This is a genomic window from Endozoicomonas sp. (genome assembly GCF_965196975.1).
Lineage (GTDB): Bacteria > Pseudomonadota > Gammaproteobacteria > Pseudomonadales > Endozoicomonadaceae > Endozoicomonas.
Genome location: NZ_OZ239981.1, coordinates 4,024,826 through 4,045,577, shown reverse-complemented (window position 1 = coordinate 4,045,577; position 20,752 = coordinate 4,024,826). Strand labels below are relative to the sequence as shown.

Below are 20,752 nucleotides of genomic sequence, written 5' to 3'. Positions count from 1 at the left end.
CTTAAAAAGAAATAGCCGGTTTATCATGGGATGGATCGGCTATTCTTTTATTGGCATTTTATTTTAGCCACCCTCTTTGCATTGACTCGCCGATACATGTACTAATACAGAATGGATTCAATGTTTTCCTTCCACCACGACCCGAGCTGAAGGCAGCCATGAGCTAGCGAAAGCCCTGAGCTAAAAGAAAACGGTATGACAATGCATTTTTATTTCCCTAAAGCAGCCATGAGCTGGTAAAGAGGTGCAATAACCACATGTCAAAAGGGTGGAAAAGCCAGGATAGTCAGGCATCTCTCGAAGCAGAGCGCTATGAAAACCCCATCCCCAGTCGTCTGTTCATCATGGAATACCTTGAGCAAATGGGTGCGCCAGTCAGTCATCGGGCGTTATGCCGTGAACTGGGTATAAACGACGAAGAGCAAAAAGAAGCGCTGATGTTTCGCCTGAAGGCGATGATCCGTGATGGTCAGCTGCTGCAAAATCGAAAGAATGCTTTTGCCCTGATCAGTAAGCTGAATCTTATCAAAGGTGTTGTTCAGGGAAATAAAGAAGGATTTGGCTTTTTAATTCCGGATGGTGGTGGCGATGACCTCTACCTGTCCCCCCGTGAGATGAGGCAATTGTTTGATGGCGATCGTGCGGTAGTACGTGGATCAGGCGTTGATCATCGGGGGCGCAGGGAAGGTCAGCTGGTTGAGGTGCTTGAGAGAAATACGACACAAGTTGTTGGTCGCTACTATACCGAGTCCGGTGCAGCCTTTATGGTGCCTGAGAACCCCCGCATCAGCCGGGAAATTATTGTTCAACCGGGCCCGCTGATGCCAACGGAGGGACAATATATTCTGTTGGAAATTACCCAGCAGCCCGGGCGTCGCAACATGCCTATGGGGATCGTTAAGGAAATTCTGGGTGGCAGAGCCGATGCCGGAATGGAGGTTGAGGTTGCTGTTCGCACCCATAATATCCCTCATGACTGGCCGGAAGAGGTAGAAAAACAGTGCAAGAGTTTTACTACCGAGGTTGCAGAATCCGATAAAGAATTCAGGGTCGATTTGCGGGAAACGCCGTTTGTCACTATTGACGGTGAAGATGCCCGTGATTTTGATGATGCGGTTTATTGTGAGCCGAAAAAAGGTGGAGGCTGGCGACTTTTTGTTGCAATTGCGGACGTCTCTAATTATGTGAAACCAGGCTCGGCTCTGGATAAGGAAGCGGTTAACCGGGGGACATCGGTTTACTTCCCGGGGCATGTTATTCCCATGTTGCCTGAAGTCCTGTCCAATGGCTTGTGTTCTCTGAATCCCGAAGTAGATCGACTTGCAATGGTCTGTGAAATGACCATCAGTGGCAAAGGCAAGATTTCCGGTTATAAATTCTATGAAAGTGTTATCCGCTCCCATGCCCGTCTGACGTATACCAAGGTCTGGGATATGTTGTCCCTCAGTGATGAGGGCCGGGAGCTACGGAAAGAGTACAAGCCGCTAGTGCCTCACCTTGAGCACCTGTACTCACTGTATAAAACATTGGTATCCGTGCGGGCAGAGCGGGGTACGATTGATTTTGATACGGTAGAAACACAGATTATTTTTGGTCGCCACCGTAAGATTGAGCAGATTGTGCCAAGGGAGCGTAATGACGCTCACAAGCTCATTGAAGAATGTATGCTGTGTGCCAATGTGTGCGCGGCAAAGTTTCTTGAGAAGCATAATCTCCCGGGGCTCTACCGGGTGCACGAAGGGCCGACGCTGGAGAAGAAGCTGAACCTGAACAGCTTTCTTGGCAGCCTGGGTTTGGCACTTCCCTCAGGGAAAATTACCCCTCGTGATATTCAGGCATTGTTGCTTAAGGTAAAAGATCGCCCTGATTACCATGTGATTCAGACCGTGGTACTGCGCTCGATGAGTCAGGCGGTCTACAGTGGTGATAATCAGGGGCACTTTGGTCTGGCCTTTAAGGCTTATGCGCACTTTACCTCGCCTATCCGGCGTTACCCTGATCTACTGGTGCACAGGGCGATTCGTCACATTATTCGCTCAGAGATTCCTTCCCGGCATGTGGTTCGTGTGGGGGCCAGCCCAATACCGGAAAAGCGCATCTACCCTTATAAAACGGGTGATATTCAATCACTGGGAGAGCACTGCTCTGCGACAGAACGACGGGCTGATCTGGCAACCCGTGATGCGATGGACTGGTTGAAGTGTGACTATATGCAGCAACATATTGGTCAAACCTTCAGCGGTATCGTCTCTTCAGTCACCGGCTTTGGGTTGTTTGTTGAGCTGAAAGATGTATTTGTCGAGGGCTTGGTTCACGTGACCAGTCTGCCAGATGATTATTACATTTACGACAATGTGCATCACTGTATGCGCGGTGAGCGGACCGGACGTCGGTTTGGTCTGGGTGATGAACTGGAAGTGATGGTCAGTAAGGTTGATCTGGATGATAAGAAGATTGACTTTGAACTGCTGTCAGCGCTTAGTAAGCCTGGAAGAAGAAAGTCATCCAGTAAGTCCGGTTCTGCTAAAAAATCCCGCTCATCAGGAAGTGCTGCGTTAGGCAGTCGATTTAAGTCTGCAGCGGCCAAGGCGAAACTGCTCAGAGAAGCTAAGGCAGCTGAAGAAGCGGCTAAAAAAGGGAAGGGCTCTTCATCATCTGCTAAAGGTGCTTCCGAGGATGGTCAACCGTCGGGTCGTAAGCCGAAAGGCAGAAAACCTTCCAAAACGACGGGTAAAAAGGGCAAGCCAGCCGCTTCCAGCAAAAAGAAGGTTGCGGGTAAGAAGAAAAAGAGCAGTGCCAAGAAGCCTGATTCAGCCAAGGCCTCAAAGCCAGCAGGCAGACAGCCTCGTAAACGGAAGGTCAGCGAGTAAGCTTTTTTTTAACCACAAAGAGCACGAAGTTCACCAAGGAGGAGATAATTTTCTTCCTTTGTGTACCTCGTGATCTTCGTGGTTATATAAACATCTTTCAGAAGTGACTCATCTCAATATTTTGGTTTTTAGTTGATGGCTGATGAACAACCCCGCCATCATGGCCGCAATGAACATCCACACGGCGCTGTTGCCAGAAAATGCTGACGTTACAGCCGGGCCCGGACAAACACCCAGTAAACCCCATCCGATTCCAAAAAGGCTGGCACCCACCACAAGTGGCGCATCAATGACCTTGCTTTTGTTCAGGCTCCAATCATTACCGAGCACTGGCTTGGCTCTTGCTTTGATCAGTAATTGATACCCGGGAATAAACACTGCCAGGGCTCCCCCCATTACAAACATCAGGGTTGGGTTCCACTGACCGCTGACGTCAAGAAATGCAGTCACCAGCTCGGGGTTTATCATGCCCGACAGTGCCATTCCAATACCGAACAGCACGCCGGTCAGCAATGTAATCGCATAATTCATAACGCTCTCCTTTAAACACGGACCCTTAAACCATATGCAGCCGGATGAACACGGTAATGCCTGCTATTGCCATGAAGACACAGGTAGCAACAATAGAGCGGATAGAAAGACGCCCGATACCGCATATTCCATGACCGCTGGTACAGCCGTTACCAACCCCGGCACCGATACCAACAAGCAGTCCCGCCAACAGGATAATGAGGGTTGATGCGTTATAAGTTTCTGGAAAGGTGATTCCCAGGATCTGCATGGATAACCAGCCGCCACCGATCATCCCGATGATGAACAAAAGTCTCCACAGGAAGTCATTCCGCCCTGGAGAGATCAACCCTCCCAGGATACCGCTGATGCCAGCAATTTTTCCATTAAAGAGCAGCAGCAGTAGGCCAGCGCTGCCCATTAGCATGCCGCCCAGTAAAGACGACCATGGAATTGTGAACTCCATAAAGCTTCCTTTGTGTTGTTGTGGTTATGGAGATTGCTCTGGGTAAATAGAGTCCGGTGAATCAGGGATCACAGAATACGCTGTAAAGCGCTTTGAGAATCTCTTCAACCCGTGGATCTGCCAGCGAATAAAATACCTGCTGTGATTCCTTGCGGGACTTCACCAGCTCATGTTTTCTCAATACCGTGAGGTGTTGAGAAAATGCTGATTGGCTCAGTGCTGAGCATTCCTGCAGCTGACCTGCACCCATCTCTCCCTGAACCAATTGGCAAAGCACCATAAGGCGCTCGGGGTGGGACATGATTTTCAGAATACCGGCAGCTTCTGAGGCTCTGGTTTGCATCTCTTCAAGCATCATGGGAAGTAGGCCTCATTATTAGCCGTCGTCAAAATAATCCCAATCCTACCAACTGACTTAGTTCAGTCAATACTATATTAGATTTTTTTTTTCTAATTAAGTGTAGACTATATTAGTTTATTCTAATAAATTGTCCGACACTTGTTGCTGAAGAGAAGGGAGAAAAGCCGGTGTCTACCGAAAAGATTGTTATCGTTGGCGGTGTGGCGGGCGGGGCTTCTGCTGCGGCACGGGCTCGTCGTTTGAGCGAAAGTGCTGAAATCGTTCTGTTCGAGCGTGGGCCTTATGTCTCATTTGCTAACTGTGGTCTGCCTTATCATATTGGCGGAGAGATTGAAGAAAGGGATGCTTTGTTGCTCCAGACCCCAGACAGCTTTCTCAATCGCTTTAATGTAGATGTGCGGGTTCATTCAGAAGTTGTTCGTATTAATCGACAGGATAAGACAGTCACGGTCAGAAACTGTTTGAATCTTTCAGAGTCCGTAGAGTCCTATGACAGGCTGCTATTGAGCCCGGGAGCGGCCCCTGTGATTCCCCCCATTGATGGGATTGAGAATCCGCTGACGTTTTCTCTTCGCAATGTTCCTGATATGGACAACATTCTCAATGCTATTGCTGAAAATAAGCCTGAACATGCAACTGTGATTGGTGGGGGGTTTATAGGTCTGGAAATGATGGAGGCATTCCATCACCGTGGGACTAAGACATCACTGATCGAGTTATCGAATCAGGTCATGGCGCCTGTAGATCCGGAAATGGCTGCTTTTCTGCATCAGGAAATAGCGGGCAAAGGCATTGATTTGAAGTTGGGTGTAGCTTTGGAAAGTATCCAGTTTCACCCTTCAACAGCGGAAGGTAAAACCGGTCATTTGTCGTTAATGCTGAGTAATGGTGACATCATTAAAACTGAACTGCTGGTCATGGCGGTAGGTGTGAGGCCTGAGACCAGGCTTGCTCATGAGGCAGGATTAGCCTTAGGCCCGCTGGGAGGCATAGCGACCAATGCTTACATGCAGACCAGTGACCCGGATATTTATGCCGTGGGAGATGCCATAGAAGACAGTGACTTTATGACCGGAAAACCTGCACTGGTACCTCTGGCCGGCCCGGCCAATCGTCAGGGACGTATCGCAGCCGACAATATGCTGGGACGACATGAGACGTACCAGGGAACTCAGGGAACTGCTATTTGTAAAGTCTTTGACCTTGCCGTAGCGGCCACCGGTAAAAATGAAAAAGCGCTTAAACGGGAAGAGATCGATTATGAAAAGGTCTATGTGCATGGAGCCAGTCACGCCAGCTATTACCCTGGATCAGAGACGGTCTCACTGAAACTGATCTTTGATCGTGCTACTGGCAAGGTGCTAGGAGCGCAGGCACTGGGTAAAGAGGGTATTGATAAACGTATTGATGTCATTGCTGTTGCTATCAGGGCAGGCATGACCGTTGAACAGTTGCAGCACCTGGAACTTACCTACGCACCACCTTTTGGCAGTGCCAAGGATGTTATTAATCAGGCTGCGTTTGTGGCAACTAATATCCTGAAAGATGATTTAACCATTATTCATTACGATGCGATTGATAGCCTGCCTGAATACTGTCTTTTGCTGGATGTCCGAAATCCTGGGGAATTAGCTGAACTAGGCGCCATTCCCGGGGCAGTCAATATTCCATTGGATCAGCTACGCGGACGTCACAAAGAGCTTCCCAGAGACAAAAGGATTATTGTTTATTGCCAGGTTGGCTTGCGGGGCTACGTAGCCTTCAGGCAGCTGGTTAATAATGGATTTAAAGCAGCAAATTTAGCCGGTGGCTATAAGACCTGGCTAATGGCGGATAAGTAGAGACCAATCATTAAGTAATACCTTTGTCTAATCGACTCCAGCGCATAGTACTGATGGTCAATGATTCTGCTTTTTATGCCGATTTTTCTAACCGCATTGTTAGTGCAGGTTGTGGTTTCTTGATGCACCTTGATAGCTAAATAGTCATATGAAAAGGATTTCAATATGCTTAGCATGAGAGCAGGTCAAGCAGCTAATGGGGGAAACCATTCTTTAAGCCCGAAGTCTGGAAATAGTCGCTCATCAGGCATCTTTTCCGGCTTTCGGAAGGTTTGCCGAAGTGTTGGTAAAACAGTTAAAGGTCTTCGTGACTGGGTAACTAAGGCTCGGAATAAAAAATTAAAAGCATTTCGGATTGCAGTTCTTGTAGGTATGGTTGCGGGTGGTGTTTGTCTCGGGGTTGCTGCTGCAAAAGTAACACCTTGGGTTATTGCTGGTGGAGTGTTATTGGGAGGTGGTTGTCTTATCTATCGCTGTACTCGTCAAAAACAGTCCTGACAGAGTCATTATTGAATACATAAGAAATTAGCCCTTATTGATAAATTAAAAAATGAGGGCTTTTCAGAAGGAGCTGATGACAACTGAATCAATTTTTTTATTGCTGCATTCTGAATAAGAATAACTTCTAATAAACAACGGACTGTGACTATGCCATTCATCAATGTGAACAACCATGCTTCTTTGAACCGCGCTAAAGTTAAAGCGCCTTCTTATAAAAGTACGGCTTCGAGCTGGGGAAGGTCCGTAAAAAAATGGGTTTCAAAAAAAGCTATAGCTATTGATGGTTGGCTTAAGCCTGATGGTAGGTCTATTAGCAAGAGAAGAGTGATTGCGCTTACGGCTATGTGTCTGGGTGGAGGCCTTATCCTAGGTGCTGGAATTACAGCGTTGGCTACTTTCTCTGGAGGAACACCACTTGTCGTACCTGTCGTGATAGCTGTTGGTGGAGGGCTTATTTTGGGCGGTTATGGTGTTGGTCGTCGTTCTTAGCACCTCCGATATGTGGATAAGGTTATCAACAATAGCCCGTTCCTTGCTGATTTTGCTAAAATCCCGTTTTAACTCCCTGGCCTGTTAGGGCTTTCAGATGAGAAATCAATGAGCAATGACGTAGTATTTGGCCTGCATGCGGTGCAGAGCCTGTTTGAACGGTCGCCCGAAAGAGTGTTGGAACTTCAGGTTCAGAAAGGGCGAACGGATAAGCGAATCAATGCACTGGTTGATCAGGCCAGAGATCAGGGAGTTTCCGTCCGGTTTGTTGAGCGCGGCCGTCTTGATGCCAAAGCGGATGGTGTTCATCAGGGTATTATGGCCAGAGTATCTGCTGCCCGGGTGTACCGGGAAGAAGACCTGGAGGATATCCTGGATGGGTTGGATCAACCACCATTTCTTCTGATTCTGGACGGCGTTACTGACCCGCACAATCTGGGAGCCTGCCTGCGGACAGCGGATGCGGCAGGAGTGCATGCAGTTATTGTACCCAGAGATAAGTCTGCCAGCCTGAACGCTACTGCAACCAAAGTGGCCTGCGGAGCTGCAGACAATGTACCTCTGATTCAGGTGACCAACCTTGCACGAAGTATGGAATGGCTCAAAGAGCGGGGGATCTGGATGATCGGTACGGCAGGGGAGAGTTCCGGCAATATCTATCAGTCAGATTTAAAAGGTTCTCTTGCTTTGGTAATGGGCGCAGAAGGTAAAGGTATGCGCCGTTTGACACGCGACCTGTGTGACTCGTTAGTTTTTATACCAATGGCAGGTTCTGTCAGTAGTTTGAACGTTTCAGTGGCTACAGGCGTATGTTTGTTTGAAGCGGTTCGTCAGAGACAGTAACAATAAACTGAAACATTCTTCGTTTTTTCCTGCATGCTGACTATCTCAAATTGTTCTCACAAAAATAGTCAGTCATTTCTATTCTTAGTGTTCTCACTTTCATAACCACTCTAGTAGAACTTACGCATTGACAGCTCTGATAAAAGATGGTCTCAGCCAGTCTTTACCATCAGAGAAGCTCTTAATGAAGTCCCAAATAGCATCCTTGAGCGCATCATTCTTAACGCGATAGATGCTACTGAGAGATTCAGATACTTTCTTGGCCTGAAGGCAGGCATACCCAAAGATAGAGGCAAAAATATGGTTCCTGACCTGCTGCTTTCCTCTCACCTGAAAGCGCTCAATACTGCAGAGTTGTTTCAGCGCCCGGTGATACTCTTCGATCGCCCAATGGTGCAGGTGAAGTTCATTAAAGCCTACCTGTGGTGATACCTCTGATCCAGCATGGGGTGTGTAGACGACGTAATGGCGCAGCTCGTTTTTTAGCCGCGTCCGGTACAAACGCACAGAACCAAAATTACGTAGCCAAACGGTTATTCCCTCTTCAGGAATCTCCAGGCTCTGCACTTGTTGGTAGTCACCCTTTTGGATAGAAACAGTACGGTTGCTTTTAACGGCAAACATAAAACCCAGACCGTTGTTTTTCACAGTCTTCAGGTTTGCGGCACTGCTATACCAGGAATCCCCCGTAACAAATGCAGGTCGTAAGCCCCATACAAGTACTTCTTTCAGCATCTCGAGAAAATAATCATTTTTGGACTTTCCGTCCGCAGAGTCATAGATACGGAAATTGACAGGAAGGCTATAGCCTTTGATATCGGTGTAATAGAGCGTTATGAGATTAATGCCCTTGACGGCTTTATGATGCTTGCCCGAGTAATGATAGCCGATGAATGCCGTGTAGTTACTGTACGGCTTATCCAGCACCGTATCATCAACCGATAGCGTGCCCCCATCAAGAATCAGCCTTGCGGCTACTTCCATGAAAAGGTCATTGGGAGCAAAGTCTTCACGTTGTAGAAAACGGTTAACGCTGTGGTGTGACATATCTCCGATCTCACTAAGGCGAGTACAGGTTGCTGATTTCGGCTCACACAATAGAAACCCTGTATATTTCGGCAAATCACACCCAGCTGTTGTAGGTCTTGTTATCTTTCTACGCACGACGACATCCGCTATTTTTTGCTGATCTAGCAATTTTTACAGCTGCCTGTCAATGCGAAAGTCCTATCTAGTTAAGAGTGGTTGTCTTCGTTGTCTGTCAAAAACAGGCTTCACAATGATTGCTACCTTGCGAGGGCTCCAACCTATGAAGTCTCGGGTACTTTTTTTTCTTCTGTTATCCAGCTTATGCACGTTAGTTCACTCAGGTGTTGAGAGGCCTGCTGTCGGACCGTTGATAATGGAAATGGAGGGGAGAGGGATATATATGATCTCACCTGCTGTCACTCTGACGGGTGATGACATGCTCACACTGACAGCCCCGGAGGTTGATTGGTTGGATGGCATGAAACAGGAACATCTAGATCAGCTGGCAGGAATTGATCTGTCTAAGCTTGATGAGCTGTCTGGCTATCTGGATAAAGGAATCAAGAATACGCAGGTGATTTCTTCTATGGAATTGAAGTATAAGACCGAAGATGGCTGGAGAATTGTACAAATCCATGATCGGGTTGAATCCATAAGCACCTCAGGTGGAAATTTAAACATTAAGTTTAAGGAACCTTTGCAGTTGCAGTTGGAACAGAAGATGGAACAGGTGTCTCTGGTATTGCAAACCTGGCCTTCCCCTACAGACAGATGGTTAATGGAGTCGGGGCGTTTTCCAATGCACTCAGTTTGTTGTGATTGCAGTGGCTGGTGTGCCTTTCTCTGGATCTTGTTTGCCTACTGCAATAATTGTCTTCAGCCACAGGGAGGTGAGTATTGCTGCATAAATTGTGACCCTCCAGTTCCGGCTGCACCCGGGGGGGGCTGCGATTAGTCAATAAAAAAGCCAGCTCAGGTGAGCTGGCTTTTATCCGGATTTAAGGGGGGACTAATTCAAGCCAGCCCTCCACTTCTGGTTATCGCCACCGTTGTGCTCCCACAAGACGATAGGGTCACCACTGTTGGTGCCTGCAGCATCAATCAACATATTACCGTTCAGGCGGGTGCTGAACTTTCCACCATCTTTATTGAACTGCTGGTTGATACTGTTTTCATCACAGTCGGCAATTTCCAACTGCAGACCATTACTGATATTGCCTGCTGGTACAGCCATGCACTTATTGCCCGGTAGCTGGCTTTTGATGGTGCCTTTAACTGGGTCAAAGTACCACTGCTGCTCAGGAGATGCATTACAGCTCTTCAGCTGGATCTTGGTGCCGCTGGCTGTGTTGCCACCGGTTACATCCCAGCACTTGCCCTTACGCTTATCACGGAAGTCTACCCAGCGGTGAATGGCGGATTCGGGTCGAAGCTCCCACTCCTGCCATCTGCGGCCGTGATACTCCCATTGGCCAACATTATCACCATTATCGTAGCCGTAAGCATCAGCAACAATGTTTGGGTTATGCTTGCTGGCCAGTGTGTTCATATTGTAAGTCCAGCGAAGGTTGTCGCTGTCAACACAATCCCAGATCACGACTTCACCATTATTGTAAGCCTGTCCCCGGTTATCCAGACACTTGCTACGGTCAGCACGGTTTTCAAACATCTCGGTTGCTTTATTGAAAATCCAGTGCTGATCAAAGGACTCATCATCACAATCCCACAGCTGGACATTGGCGCCATTGACCAGATTGTTGTCATGGCCATTGATATCCATACAGCGATTGGCTTTGCGATTGAAGATCTTCACAAATGGCTCGAGAGGATCAATATAAGCGACACTGGTATTGCCTTCAGCGCGTTCCCACATCTGCAGATAGGCTTCAGCTGAGTTCATGACGGCTTCATAGATACGGCTGGAAGCCTGCTCACGTATATCCTGAATCTCGTCTGCCAGCATACCATAGTGCGCCATGCCTTCCTGGTTGTAGTCAAATACCCGGTTGCCCGACTTCTGCTTATTAAAGACCAGACCAAATTCAGAGGTGAATGGATACTCCAGGGGATCGGTATCAGCATTGCTGCGAGGTCCATGCTGTCCACCCAGGCCACTCATATCGGTGCCAAGGCCAATACCCTGGAGGTAAGGTGTCTGCTCGACGTGGTCCAGATAACGGGAAACCCGATGTTCCACCCCATTGGCATCAGCGTTGTAGGGAGCGGCAAAGCCACCGGCTTCAATTAATCGCTTGGCATTCTTGTGGATATTACCGTCACTACCTGAGTTCATCCAGCTATGGGATGTGACAACACCGCTGTATTGACGGGCTTCCACAATATCCATTACCGCATCAGCGGTATCCGGACTCATGTGATCCATCTCAATCAGCATGTTCTTATCGATCATGCGGTTGATCAGATAAACCCCTAGTTGAGATAGACCGTACTTATTACAGTGTTCAATCGTCTCATCGTATTCCGGGTTCAAGTTGGCGGTATCAAGAATGTCTTTAATAAACGGCACATCACCAATTAATGGGAAGCCAGAAGTGAAAGCAGCTCCTTTGGTGTCAACGTCACACTCTTTGGTTTCAAAGAAGCGGTTGCCAGCCAGCCATTGGCCAATATTAATAAAGCCATTTTCTACCCTGGAACCCGCTATTTGATTGTCAAATTTGTGGGTCGGGTAAATACTGCGAACGCCAAGGTCATACAGTTCGTTAAGTGCGTTCTCAACGGTATTACGGTTGCATTTGTCCTTTTGTCCACAGTTGAACGTTTCAGATGCTTCTACTCCCATCAGAACCGCCATCTGACCATTGGCCATTACCTGACGTGCTTCCTGCGGGGATGTCACTATCTGGAAAAACCCTTTTCCGGGGCCTCCAGCCTGAGCATCAATGTAATCCTGCATATCATTCAGGCTCTGGATCTGCAGGCGAATGCTGTCCATAGTGTCACAGCTGTTTGGGTTCACCCAGCTGCCGGGGTTGACTGTGGACTGAACTTTACAGAGTACTTCATTTTCCACAAGGTGGGTGACCATGAGTTTCAGACCGGACAGGTAAGCTCGTTCGATCCACTTGTAGTAATACCCCATATGGCTTAACGACTTATGGTTTGGCCAGAAGGGGAATTCTGGCCAGCCACGGGTGTCGTAGCGGAAATTGACATCATTAAACGCATAGAGGTTACCTATGATGTCCAGGGAACCGTCCGGGCCATGGATGTCCTTACTGTCTTTCAGAGCCTCTTCGACCCCCCAGCGATGGAAAGGCTCACCATGCATCATCTTACCGCCCATAAATTCATAGGAAGTAATATGGGTGTGTGGATCCACATAACCACGAACGGGAGCTGCCGGATCCCCTTTTAGCCCATCGATACTGCCAGCAACGTTGACTTCTATTTCCGGGAAAGGAGTACAGTCACTTTGTGCAACCAGCTTAAATTGCGCTTCGCTGGTGTAGTCGTGTGGGTTCAGCAGGTCAAAAAAGTAGAGGCCTCCATCCGTCCAGTTATGCCGGAGTTGCCTGTCCAGACCATTGCCGTGGAAGCTGTACAGATAGTCGCCATTTGAGGAAGGCTCTGCACTGATACGCCATTCAGCGTATTCACCGGCATAGCGCCCGGCACTGACTTCTGCTGGCAGGTGAGAGGCCAGATACCGACCGTCTACATCGGTCAGCATGTAGTTGAAAAACGACGTTGGTTTCATAAAGAAGCGGGCTGCATCGTCTGCGCTGATGCTTTCGAAACGGTAGCTGAGCCCGTTATCGATGGCACCACCTTTATGAAATTTTTTCAGATAATTACCGTTTTCCGGCGATTGGATGGAGTAACACCCCTGGGCAAGGCCATGAACGGCCTCTTCTGCCGTGTTTGCCTGAATGTCTGCCGATAGAAAGGCAGCACAGGCTAACAGGCCGTGACTTATACGCTTTGTTATCATGGAGATCTCTTGAATGTTATTTTTATTATTAGCCAGGTTCTGGAGACAACCTCAACTCAACAGATCCTTGGTCAACAATTCATCAGTGCTCTAATGAATTCATTTCCCAAAAATTACTATACAAACGTTCGTTTAATAGCGCAAAAAAACATGAAAAAAATTCACAAAAAATAGCGATCATCGATTGTGTGTATTTGTATTGCTGAATATTTCTACGACGGGTTGCTACCCGGTAACGCCCCCTAGGTCGCTCATGAAAGCCGCTCAGTTTGTATCCTTCGCTGATTCTTCCTCCGCAATTTCCTGACATTCTGCTTCCTGGGCGAGTTGTCCCAAATGTGCAGAATCGGATGCCAGAGGGCTTAGAGGGCAGGGGATGGATATTTCTTCTTCAACATGGATGTGCTCTAGTGGTTGGTCTGCCTGTTCACTGGCAACCTTTTGCCCAATCTGATTGACCAACCTGAATGAGAAAAAGACAGCCAATACGGAAAACACAATGCCACCAATGGCCTGTCCTGATAACACACCAAAGGCACCATCCATTTTTCCTCCCACCATGATAAAAGGCACGGTACCAATAGTGGCTTTACCCCAGTTAAATAATGTCGACCAGCCAGGCTTATCCAGATTATTAAACGAGGCATTTGCAACGAATAATGCACCGTTAAAGACAAAGCTGATGGCGATCCAGGTACAGAAAAAGTGAATAATCTGATTAGCTTCCCCCTTCGTGCGGAAAAGCAGCACAAGATAGTCCTGTATGAGGAAAACAATGATCGAAACAACGGTTATATAGACTGTTGAAAACAGATAGGCATTTTTAAGGCTCTGTTTGACACGGTCAATCAACCGGGCTCCATGGTTCTGTCCGATAATTGGGCCAATAGCCCCAGATAATGCAAATACGACGCCGAAAGCAACAGGGGTGATACGGCCAATAATGGCATAGCCAGCCACAACCCCATTGCCAAAATCAGCAAGCTCCCGCATGACCAGTACAGAGCTGATGGGCATGGCCAAATTAGTGAGAATGGCGGGTATCGCAATACGGAGGATATCGCCTATATCACGGTAAAACTGTTGCAGGTTTACCTTGCACAGCAACTTATGGACTTTAATGGCTCCGTATGCCGATGTGCAGAAAATGGTGGTTCGGGCAAAGACGGAAGCGATAGCGGCCCCTTCTATGTCCATATTCAGCATAAAAATAAACACGGGGTCTAATACCGCATTAACCGCACCTCCAGACAGTGTGGATCCCATTGACCGCTTTGCATCCCCAACAGAACGCAGTGCAGCACCAAAGCACATGGCAATCGCCAGTACTGGCATGGAGGGAATCATAATCTTAAGGTACTGGGTTGCCAGTGAATGAACTTCACCGCGGGCACCAACCAAGTCTAAAAGCTCTGGAATATACATCCAGACCACCAAAGCAATCACGCTGGTGGACAGCCCACCAAGGATCACCGTGTTCGCCAGAAACTGACAGGCTCGATCCCGCTCCCTTGCACCGATCGCTTTTGATAATAATGCCCCCGTAGCAATGGAGAGCCCGATGCCAATGGATGTGGTGACAAATAAGACGGTGCTCGCATACCCTACGGCTGCAGCAAGAAACTTTTCCCCCAGAAGGCTGAGGAAAAACAAATCCAGCATATCAACCACAAAAAGCGCGGTAATACCCACCGCATTACTCAGGCTCATTACGGTGATATGACGCATCGTTGAGCCATGGATAAAACGGGCGTGTGGCATAACTGGCCTTACGATTGTATGGGGTTGAATGAGTTGGTAACGACTAAAAACCTCAGTCAGCAGAGCGCTCTATTTGTCGCTTTGAAGTTACTGTTTTATTGAATGCGTTCGCTCACTGGAGTATCAGCCGAGCCTTGCCAATAAGTGTATCCAAGCTTCAGCATTTTATTCTCTTTCTGTCGTGTAGAAACCCTAAATATTTTGGGTATATTACAAATGAACAGTCTATCAGAAAGTTACCACTATAATCGTCGAAAGGCGATGCATTAATGCACTCAGTCAGCTCGTCATGACTTATTGCATTCATCATGTCTGAATCTTGATAGGTGTATTTTTCCTGCCTCGATTTTAAACTGTTAAGAAGGCCTTAAACGTTATTAGAGCACTACTGAGTTGCTATCATGGAATAGTCACTTTATTTCATTTAGCGAAGATTATAAGGATTGCTGACTTCAATAAAAATATGGAGAGTGTCCAGTATTAATTTAAAGTTCATACCGATGAACTCATTGGAGGATAAGGAGCCGAAAAGACCGTTATTAGGTGAAGTATGAATTTTTTTTATGAATAGATCATTTTTTTGCTGCAATTTATCTTTCTTTTCAAGTTGCTCCGAAAATATCAATGTAAGTTCAGATGAAACTTCAGCAAGTAATGTCACTGGAATTAAAGTTCTTGATGATGATTCGTTAATGCTGATTTTTTCAAAAGTAGAGTCAACTCGCGACTTATTAGAGTGTCGGAGGCTGAATAAACGGTTTTGCTGTGTGGCTGAAGACTACTTAGACACTGAGACAGTTAAGTATCAAGCCTCTATTGATGTAGATAGGTTTTTTGAAGGGTTACCTCAACAGTTGAGGTTAAATGCCTTTACTGCCACCAGGTTTCAGCAGGCTTTACGTCCATGGTTGTATTCTTCTTTCATGACTCTCAATGATCCAAGATCCAGAGTTTTGGCGCGTTTTGATCAATCACATAACCATAATGAGTCAGGTGGAGCTAATAGAATTTCCAGAGATATTTTTTATCTGGTTTCTGAAACTTTGAATAGAGCGCCGTCCTTAACCTTGCATAAGATCGGGCGACTCCAGCATCAACACCCCCCTTTCAGACTGCAGGAGTTTCCACCCCAGTGGTCGAATGTTGGTCACAGTCCCAGGCTATCTCAGCCCGAAAAGAGATCCCGAGGATTTTACAACAGCAAAGCTCTGGTTGATTGATCACGGAGATAAGCTGCGTCCTATTGGGGAAGTTTGCCACGGAGATGAACTAACATTTGTGTCATTCAGCCAAGATGGACGTATGCTGCTTACTGCCTCAGAAGATGGAAAAGCCATGGTTTCAATTTTGGATGAAGGTCTCAGTGTTGTGCAGTCCATACCCGTTTCCCACGAGGGAAAGGTGAACAGTGCCTGTTTTTTTGATGATGGGATGCTTCTCACCGCATCAAACGATAAGACTGTGCGTATTGCCAGTATCAGTAGACAGGGAAGTCGGTACAATCTTGTCGAGGCACAAATCATACCTCATGCTAAGGCTGTCAAAGTTGCCAAGCCCAGCCCTGATGGTCAGTGGATTATAACGGTGACAGCAGATTGCAAAGTGTTTCTTACGAATCTCAGGCGGGGGAACACTACATCAGGTGATGGATTAATCAATGAGGAGTTATCAGAATGTCGAACTTATACTCATGGTGGGTTTAGAGCTATTGAGTTTAGTTCAGACAGCTCAATGGCTCTGATTCGTTATCATAACAAAGGTTTTTTGGTTACTTTCGCTCAAGGTAGCCTCCCGACAAGACATAAATTAATTGCTGATATCGGTGAAATGTCTGATAGGCAGATTCACTGTCTACGTTTCAGTCCAGATAATAAAAGTATTATTATCAGCCACGGATTTGAAACTCTTGCTATAGATATGAACTGGGCTCATGAACTCCAGGAACCCATTACATTTTTGAGTCAATATAGACGTACTAATGAACTGACAAGGAATATTAACTGGTCTTTAGGTCATGCGATTCAAGGGTGTTCCTTAAGTGCAGATGGTCGAGTTTTTTTAATGGGCATCAAAAATTTCATTAAAATTGTCCGCTTAAAAAATGAAGGCATCACAACAGATGAAATGTGCCTGGATAATCAAAATGACTTCTGGCCAGCTCCTCAAATAAGCCCCGATATGCGATTGGTGACTACCTCCGATTTTCGTGGAGTGAGTCTTTATAAAATGGTAGCTGATGATCAGAGTGGATTTCCCCATTCCAGAAATCCATCGCTACCAAGAAATAGAGATATACAACGTAGAGCAGGCTAATGTCTGCTCTTGTAGATTACTTTTTTTTAGTCTCAATTTTAAACTGATAGAAAAGGTCTATCGCCTGGGCAACACCGCTTATGGCCTGAAGATAAAGTCGAGGCATTAATTCATAGCGCACTTTTACTTCGGCGATAGAGTTGAACACACCGGCACCGTATTGAACTCTAAGTCCTGGTGCAATCGTACCGCCAATGGTGACCTGAGTATTGTCACCGCTACCCTGAGTATCCAGAGTGACGTCCGAGAGGCCAATTTTTTCACCAATGGAGGTCACTACGCCGCCAAACTGGCTGACCCCGAAGCCAATCAGCATGGATTGCACTGCAGAGCTGTCACCGTCATCAAGGCCTCGTCCTCTAAGCAGATAAGACCACTGCTCCTGCTGTGACATGGATGGGTCAGAATAGATGGAAAACTCTGGCCGGGTTGGTGGGCCACTGACCTGGATTCCTACAGTTACATCGTCTTCTATACTTTCGGGGTTGCGAATGGCATTCACTGCAAGATACGGGCTGGAGAGTGGGCCAGAGAAAATAATATTGCCTTCTTTAATCAGCAGGTCCTGGCCAAACTGATGATAGCGGCCGTTGATCAGTTGAATGGAACCATCAGCAATCATCGGTTTTCCGGGCTGGAGGTCAAGCAATAGGTGACCGCCAAGGTCTGATTTCAGACCGTAGGCATCGATCTTGATGTCTTTCCCCAGAACAACATTCACATCCATGGAGAATGGAGGGCCAGCATGCATCAGTGTCTCTTTTGTTCCCGGAGTGATAATGACCACGTCATCAGAAGGCGTAATGGCCTGCTTGGGTAATTGCTTGATTCTTACTCTTGCCCAGGGAATGGTAATGTTACCGGTAAGTGTTTGAGTTTCCCCAATAGTGAGTTTCAGGTCAGGGGAGGCTCTTAATTGCAATATGCCGGGAACTTTTGCACCAAGGTTTTTACCTTTCATAACGATGATGCCAGTTGGTGGCATCTGCTGCCAGTCAAGGTGGCCAGAAAGCTTCATGTCTCCATCGCCTACTTTCATGCTGCCGCTGATCTTGCCTTTATTACCATCGACATTCAGCTCAGTCGTCAAGCTGCTGATGGTTACCATTTCCTGCCTGGCGATCATCTTCCCTTCACTGAGTTTTACATTACCGAAAAGCAGAGGCTCTTTCAGGGTTCCGCCCATGCGGGTGTCAGCCGATAAAATTCCATCAATGTTACTAATGTCCGGTATCAGTGGTTGCAGAAAGTACAGACGTATATCCTGAAGTTTGGCCTGTCCACTCAGCTGCTGGTCACTTTGCATATTATCGATGGCCAGATTAATGTGAGCGACACCCAGATGTTTTGATTTAAAGTCAAATTCTGCTTTCAGATCATCTTTGTTGAGGTTAATGGTCGTGGAAAGTTGCTGATATTTTACAGAAACCGGATTGTCTGAGTTGCTGGTGACTTCACCAGGGGTGGTTTGAATCTGGATGTGTGCTGTGGGATGACCGCCATCCCACTGAATGTCGCCACTGCCTGAAAGTATGGCCTGCCAGGTTAGGTTTCCGGGTAGGAATGGGTTAAGGTTTGACAGATTGAAGTCTGATAGCTGAAAGCGTGTTGTTCCACGATTAGCTGAAAATTGTGATGCATCCACGCAGAGCTTTGCGGGCTTTGCGAGCCAGCATTGCTCAGTGAGCCTCACATCGCCTAAAGCATTGAGCAGGACTGCAACGGGTTTCTCCAGAGACCAGTTATCGACCGGTGTGACTATCTTGGCACTGGCTAATTGGCCCTGCCATTTTTCATTGCTTTTACCATAAGTACCTTGCCAAACTCCGTTAATCAGTAACTCACCAGATACCGGTTCACCCTGGGTTGCCAACGATATTTGATGATTCCGTTCACTGCCACTGGCATGCAGCTGTAACTGTTTCAGTTGAATATCGCCCTGTTGAAGAGAACCCACGTCAACATGGGCTTTACCCTCTAACAGTGCTGTTTTGATTAACTCTCCATGGACTTGCAGTTGATTAATACTGGTCTGTTGATAATTAATGGAAGGGCTATCAAAACTGAACGATATTTTTGGATGTTCATCACTTCCTGTAAGACCCAGCCTACCTTGTAATGATCCTTTCAGGTCGGGGGTTAGCTCATTCAGAGCTTTTCCATCAAGTCTGGCTTTAAGAGACAGTTCTTCAGCGATTTGTCCACTGATGCTAAAGAGGTTCTCTCCAAGCGCTGCATAGAGGCTATGAATGTTGACCTTGAATGGTAGTGCAGCCATTGGTCTGATTCGGCTGTCGGCTTCCACTCTACCGGTTACTTTAAGGGCGCTATTCCGTAGTGAGCCACTTATATTCAGTTCTGGGATACTCAGTTGCCAGGAACCATCCCTCAGGGTGAATTGTGTCTTGATTTTGCCGTTCAGCATTCCTGGGACATTGGGTAGCCACAAGTCTGTTTTTAGTTGGGACAGTTGAATTTGTCCTTGCCAGTTGACCCCCTCTTTCCAGCCAACGTTTCCAGATAGTGTCAGTGGTTTTTCTGAAAGTCCATTTGTGTCAGCAGGGGTAAGTGACAGTTCATCAATATTCAGATGGCTCAAACTTCCGGAGGCGTTCAAGTTCAGTTGGGTTTCTGGCTGTTCTGCCACTTTAATGGCTGTGTCCAGTGAGAGCTGATATTGATTAAGATCGCCAGTAATCTTGGCTATGCCGCTGGAGGCTGACAGTTCAGGTGACTTACCGGATAGTGGCCATTGGAGCTCAGGCCATTTCAATGCGATGTTTAGAGGGAAGTTGCGAGCAAAAGGACCAATACTTCCTTCAAGTGTCGTATTGATTGAGCCTTCAGTAGATAGCTGTAACTGTAATTGGCTCAGATCACCTGAGGCTTCCAGTAATAGCTTTTCCCCTTTAATGGCTGTCAACTCTGGAATATTAAAGTCATCCAGGATAGTTGCATTCAGGTTCAGCGCTAATGGATAATTTTCTGATAGCTGAATCTCACCATGTAACAAGATGCTTGCCCTTGTTTGGTCAGCTCTGAGCTTCAGGCTGGTGATGTGTGCAGCTTGCCAGTTGAAACTCATTTCAAGCGCTTTCAGTGCTTCATCAATATCACCCTGCTGGTAGCGGGCATTGGTGAGTGTGAAATTCTCAAGATTGATGGGGATTGGAAGTTTTATTTCCGGAAGCGTGATCGTGGAGAGGTCAAATCCTTCTGAAGTCTGTTCTTTGGGGGGAGAAGTCTTTGCGCCGGTTGTTGCACTTTTCGAACCTGCTAATACAACCTGCAGGTTGTCTGCCAGAACTTCCGGGATAGACAACTGGTTATTCTGCAAATGGGCGCTTGCCTTGAAGGTTCCCAGGGAAACCCTGGTTCCTGAAACGAGAACGTTAAAATTCTGGATATTGATCTGATTGATCAGGATATCCAGAGGGATGTTGATGGCTGTATCAGCAGTCGATGGCTCTGACGGCTTTGTTTCTTCAGCCTTTGGCTGAATTTCAAGGATTCCGCCTTTGACTTCCAGCAATTGAACCGGTAACTGCCTTGTGAATAGTTTTCCAAGTTGCCAATTAAGCGTTATGTCATCTGCCTGAAATGTGATCAGACGGTCTTGCCAGCGTAAGTTCTTGATGCTCCAGCCGGTCATCAACTGACCCTCTGTTAGCTCCCCATCAAGACCCGGAATAGAGTGGCTCAGTTGGCGCCAAATCAGAGTGTTGCCGGTGTGTGTAAACAGCAACAATGAGGCCAGTGTAAACAAAACAATAAAAGTGGCTGTGATGATGAGTGCACACTTTTTTACCAGAG

The 20,752-nt window shown here is 47.0% G+C and carries 15 protein-coding genes; 8 read left to right on the top strand and 7 right to left on the bottom strand.

From position 1 onward, the window contains the following. The first annotated feature begins 257 nt into the window (after positions 1 to 257). Positions 258 to 2,870 carry a ribonuclease R gene (gene rnr / locus ACOCLE_RS18215; protein ID WP_419533661.1) on the top strand — a complete coding sequence of 871 codons (2,613 nt, stop codon included), beginning with the start codon at positions 258 to 260 and terminating at the stop codon, positions 2,868 to 2,870. A gap of 108 nt (positions 2,871 to 2,978) precedes the next feature. On the opposite strand, the gene ACOCLE_RS18210 is transcribed toward rnr, so the two are convergent. The 3 genes from ACOCLE_RS18210 to ACOCLE_RS18200 all read right to left on the bottom strand — a co-directional run bounded on the left by ACOCLE_RS18210 (position 2,979) and on the right by ACOCLE_RS18200 (position 4,204). Continuing rightward, on the bottom strand, positions 2,979 to 3,401 hold the full coding sequence (locus ACOCLE_RS18210; RefSeq protein ID WP_419533660.1) for a DUF6691 family protein: 423 nt from the start codon (positions 3,399 to 3,401) through the stop codon (positions 2,979 to 2,981). 25 nt (positions 3,402 to 3,426) lie between these two features. Next, positions 3,427 to 3,846, bottom strand: coding sequence for a YeeE/YedE family protein (locus ACOCLE_RS18205; RefSeq protein WP_419533659.1), 420 nt, complete (start codon positions 3,844 to 3,846; stop codon positions 3,427 to 3,429). A gap of 61 nt (positions 3,847 to 3,907) precedes the next feature. Further along, a complete protein-coding gene (locus tag ACOCLE_RS18200; RefSeq protein WP_066017408.1) occupies positions 3,908 to 4,204 on the bottom strand; it encodes an ArsR/SmtB family transcription factor in 297 nt (98 codons plus the stop codon). 170 nt (positions 4,205 to 4,374) lie between these two features. On the opposite strand from ACOCLE_RS18200, the gene ACOCLE_RS18195 reads away from it, so the two are divergent. The 4 genes from ACOCLE_RS18195 (at position 4,375) to rlmB (ending at position 7,881) form a co-directional block, all read left to right on the top strand. After that, the gene (locus ACOCLE_RS18195; protein ID WP_419533658.1) at positions 4,375 to 6,048 is read left to right on the top strand and encodes an FAD-dependent oxidoreductase; all 1,674 of its coding nucleotides are present in this window, start codon (positions 4,375 to 4,377) and stop codon (positions 6,046 to 6,048) included. Between the two features lie 165 nt (positions 6,049 to 6,213). Then, on the top strand, positions 6,214 to 6,546 hold the full coding sequence (locus ACOCLE_RS18190) for a hypothetical protein (RefSeq protein WP_419533657.1): 333 nt from the start codon (positions 6,214 to 6,216) through the stop codon (positions 6,544 to 6,546). Between the two features lie 150 nt (positions 6,547 to 6,696). Then, on the top strand, positions 6,697 to 7,038 hold the full coding sequence (locus ACOCLE_RS18185; RefSeq protein ID WP_419533656.1) for a hypothetical protein: 342 nt from the start codon (positions 6,697 to 6,699) through the stop codon (positions 7,036 to 7,038). A gap of 108 nt (positions 7,039 to 7,146) precedes the next feature. Further along, positions 7,147 to 7,881, top strand: a complete 735-nt coding sequence (gene rlmB, locus ACOCLE_RS18180; RefSeq protein WP_419533655.1) for a 23S rRNA (guanosine(2251)-2'-O)-methyltransferase RlmB — start codon at positions 7,147 to 7,149, stop codon at positions 7,879 to 7,881. Positions 7,882 to 8,001: 120 nt separating this feature from the next. Here the strand turns inward: rlmB and ACOCLE_RS18175 are convergent, their stop codons facing one another. Further along, positions 8,002 to 9,045, bottom strand: coding sequence for a transposase (locus ACOCLE_RS18175; RefSeq protein WP_419533005.1), 1,044 nt, complete (start codon positions 9,043 to 9,045; stop codon positions 8,002 to 8,004). 265 nt (positions 9,046 to 9,310) lie between these two features. Here ACOCLE_RS18175 and ACOCLE_RS18170 point away from each other — a divergent pair, with 265 nt between their 5' ends. Then, a complete protein-coding gene (locus ACOCLE_RS18170) occupies positions 9,311 to 9,865 on the top strand; it encodes a hypothetical protein (RefSeq protein ID WP_419533654.1) in 555 nt (184 codons plus the stop codon). A 54-nt stretch (positions 9,866 to 9,919) separates the two neighbouring features. On the opposite strand, the gene ACOCLE_RS18165 is transcribed toward ACOCLE_RS18170, so the two are convergent. Beyond that, positions 9,920 to 12,865, bottom strand: a complete 2,946-nt coding sequence (locus ACOCLE_RS18165) for a ricin-type beta-trefoil lectin domain protein (protein ID WP_419533653.1) — start codon at positions 12,863 to 12,865, stop codon at positions 9,920 to 9,922. 264 nt (positions 12,866 to 13,129) lie between these two features. Continuing rightward, complete coding sequence (locus tag ACOCLE_RS18160; protein ID WP_419533652.1) at positions 13,130 to 14,626, bottom strand: MATE family efflux transporter; 1,497 nt, start codon at positions 14,624 to 14,626, stop codon at positions 13,130 to 13,132. A gap of 767 nt (positions 14,627 to 15,393) precedes the next feature. Between ACOCLE_RS18160 and ACOCLE_RS18155 the strand changes: the two genes are divergently transcribed. Beyond that, a complete protein-coding gene (locus ACOCLE_RS18155) occupies positions 15,394 to 15,846 on the top strand; it encodes a hypothetical protein (protein ID WP_419533651.1) in 453 nt (150 codons plus the stop codon). After that, a complete protein-coding gene (locus ACOCLE_RS18150; RefSeq protein ID WP_419533650.1) occupies positions 15,839 to 16,939 on the top strand; it encodes a WD40 repeat domain-containing protein in 1,101 nt (366 codons plus the stop codon). The genes ACOCLE_RS18155 and ACOCLE_RS18150 overlap by 8 nt, the downstream gene beginning before the upstream one ends. A 16-nt stretch (positions 16,940 to 16,955) precedes the next feature. Here the strand turns inward: ACOCLE_RS18150 and ACOCLE_RS18145 are convergent, their stop codons facing one another. After that, positions 16,956 to 20,591, bottom strand: coding sequence for a translocation/assembly module TamB domain-containing protein (locus ACOCLE_RS18145; protein WP_419533649.1), 3,636 nt, complete (start codon positions 20,589 to 20,591; stop codon positions 16,956 to 16,958). Positions 20,592 to 20,752: the final 161 nt, after the last annotated feature.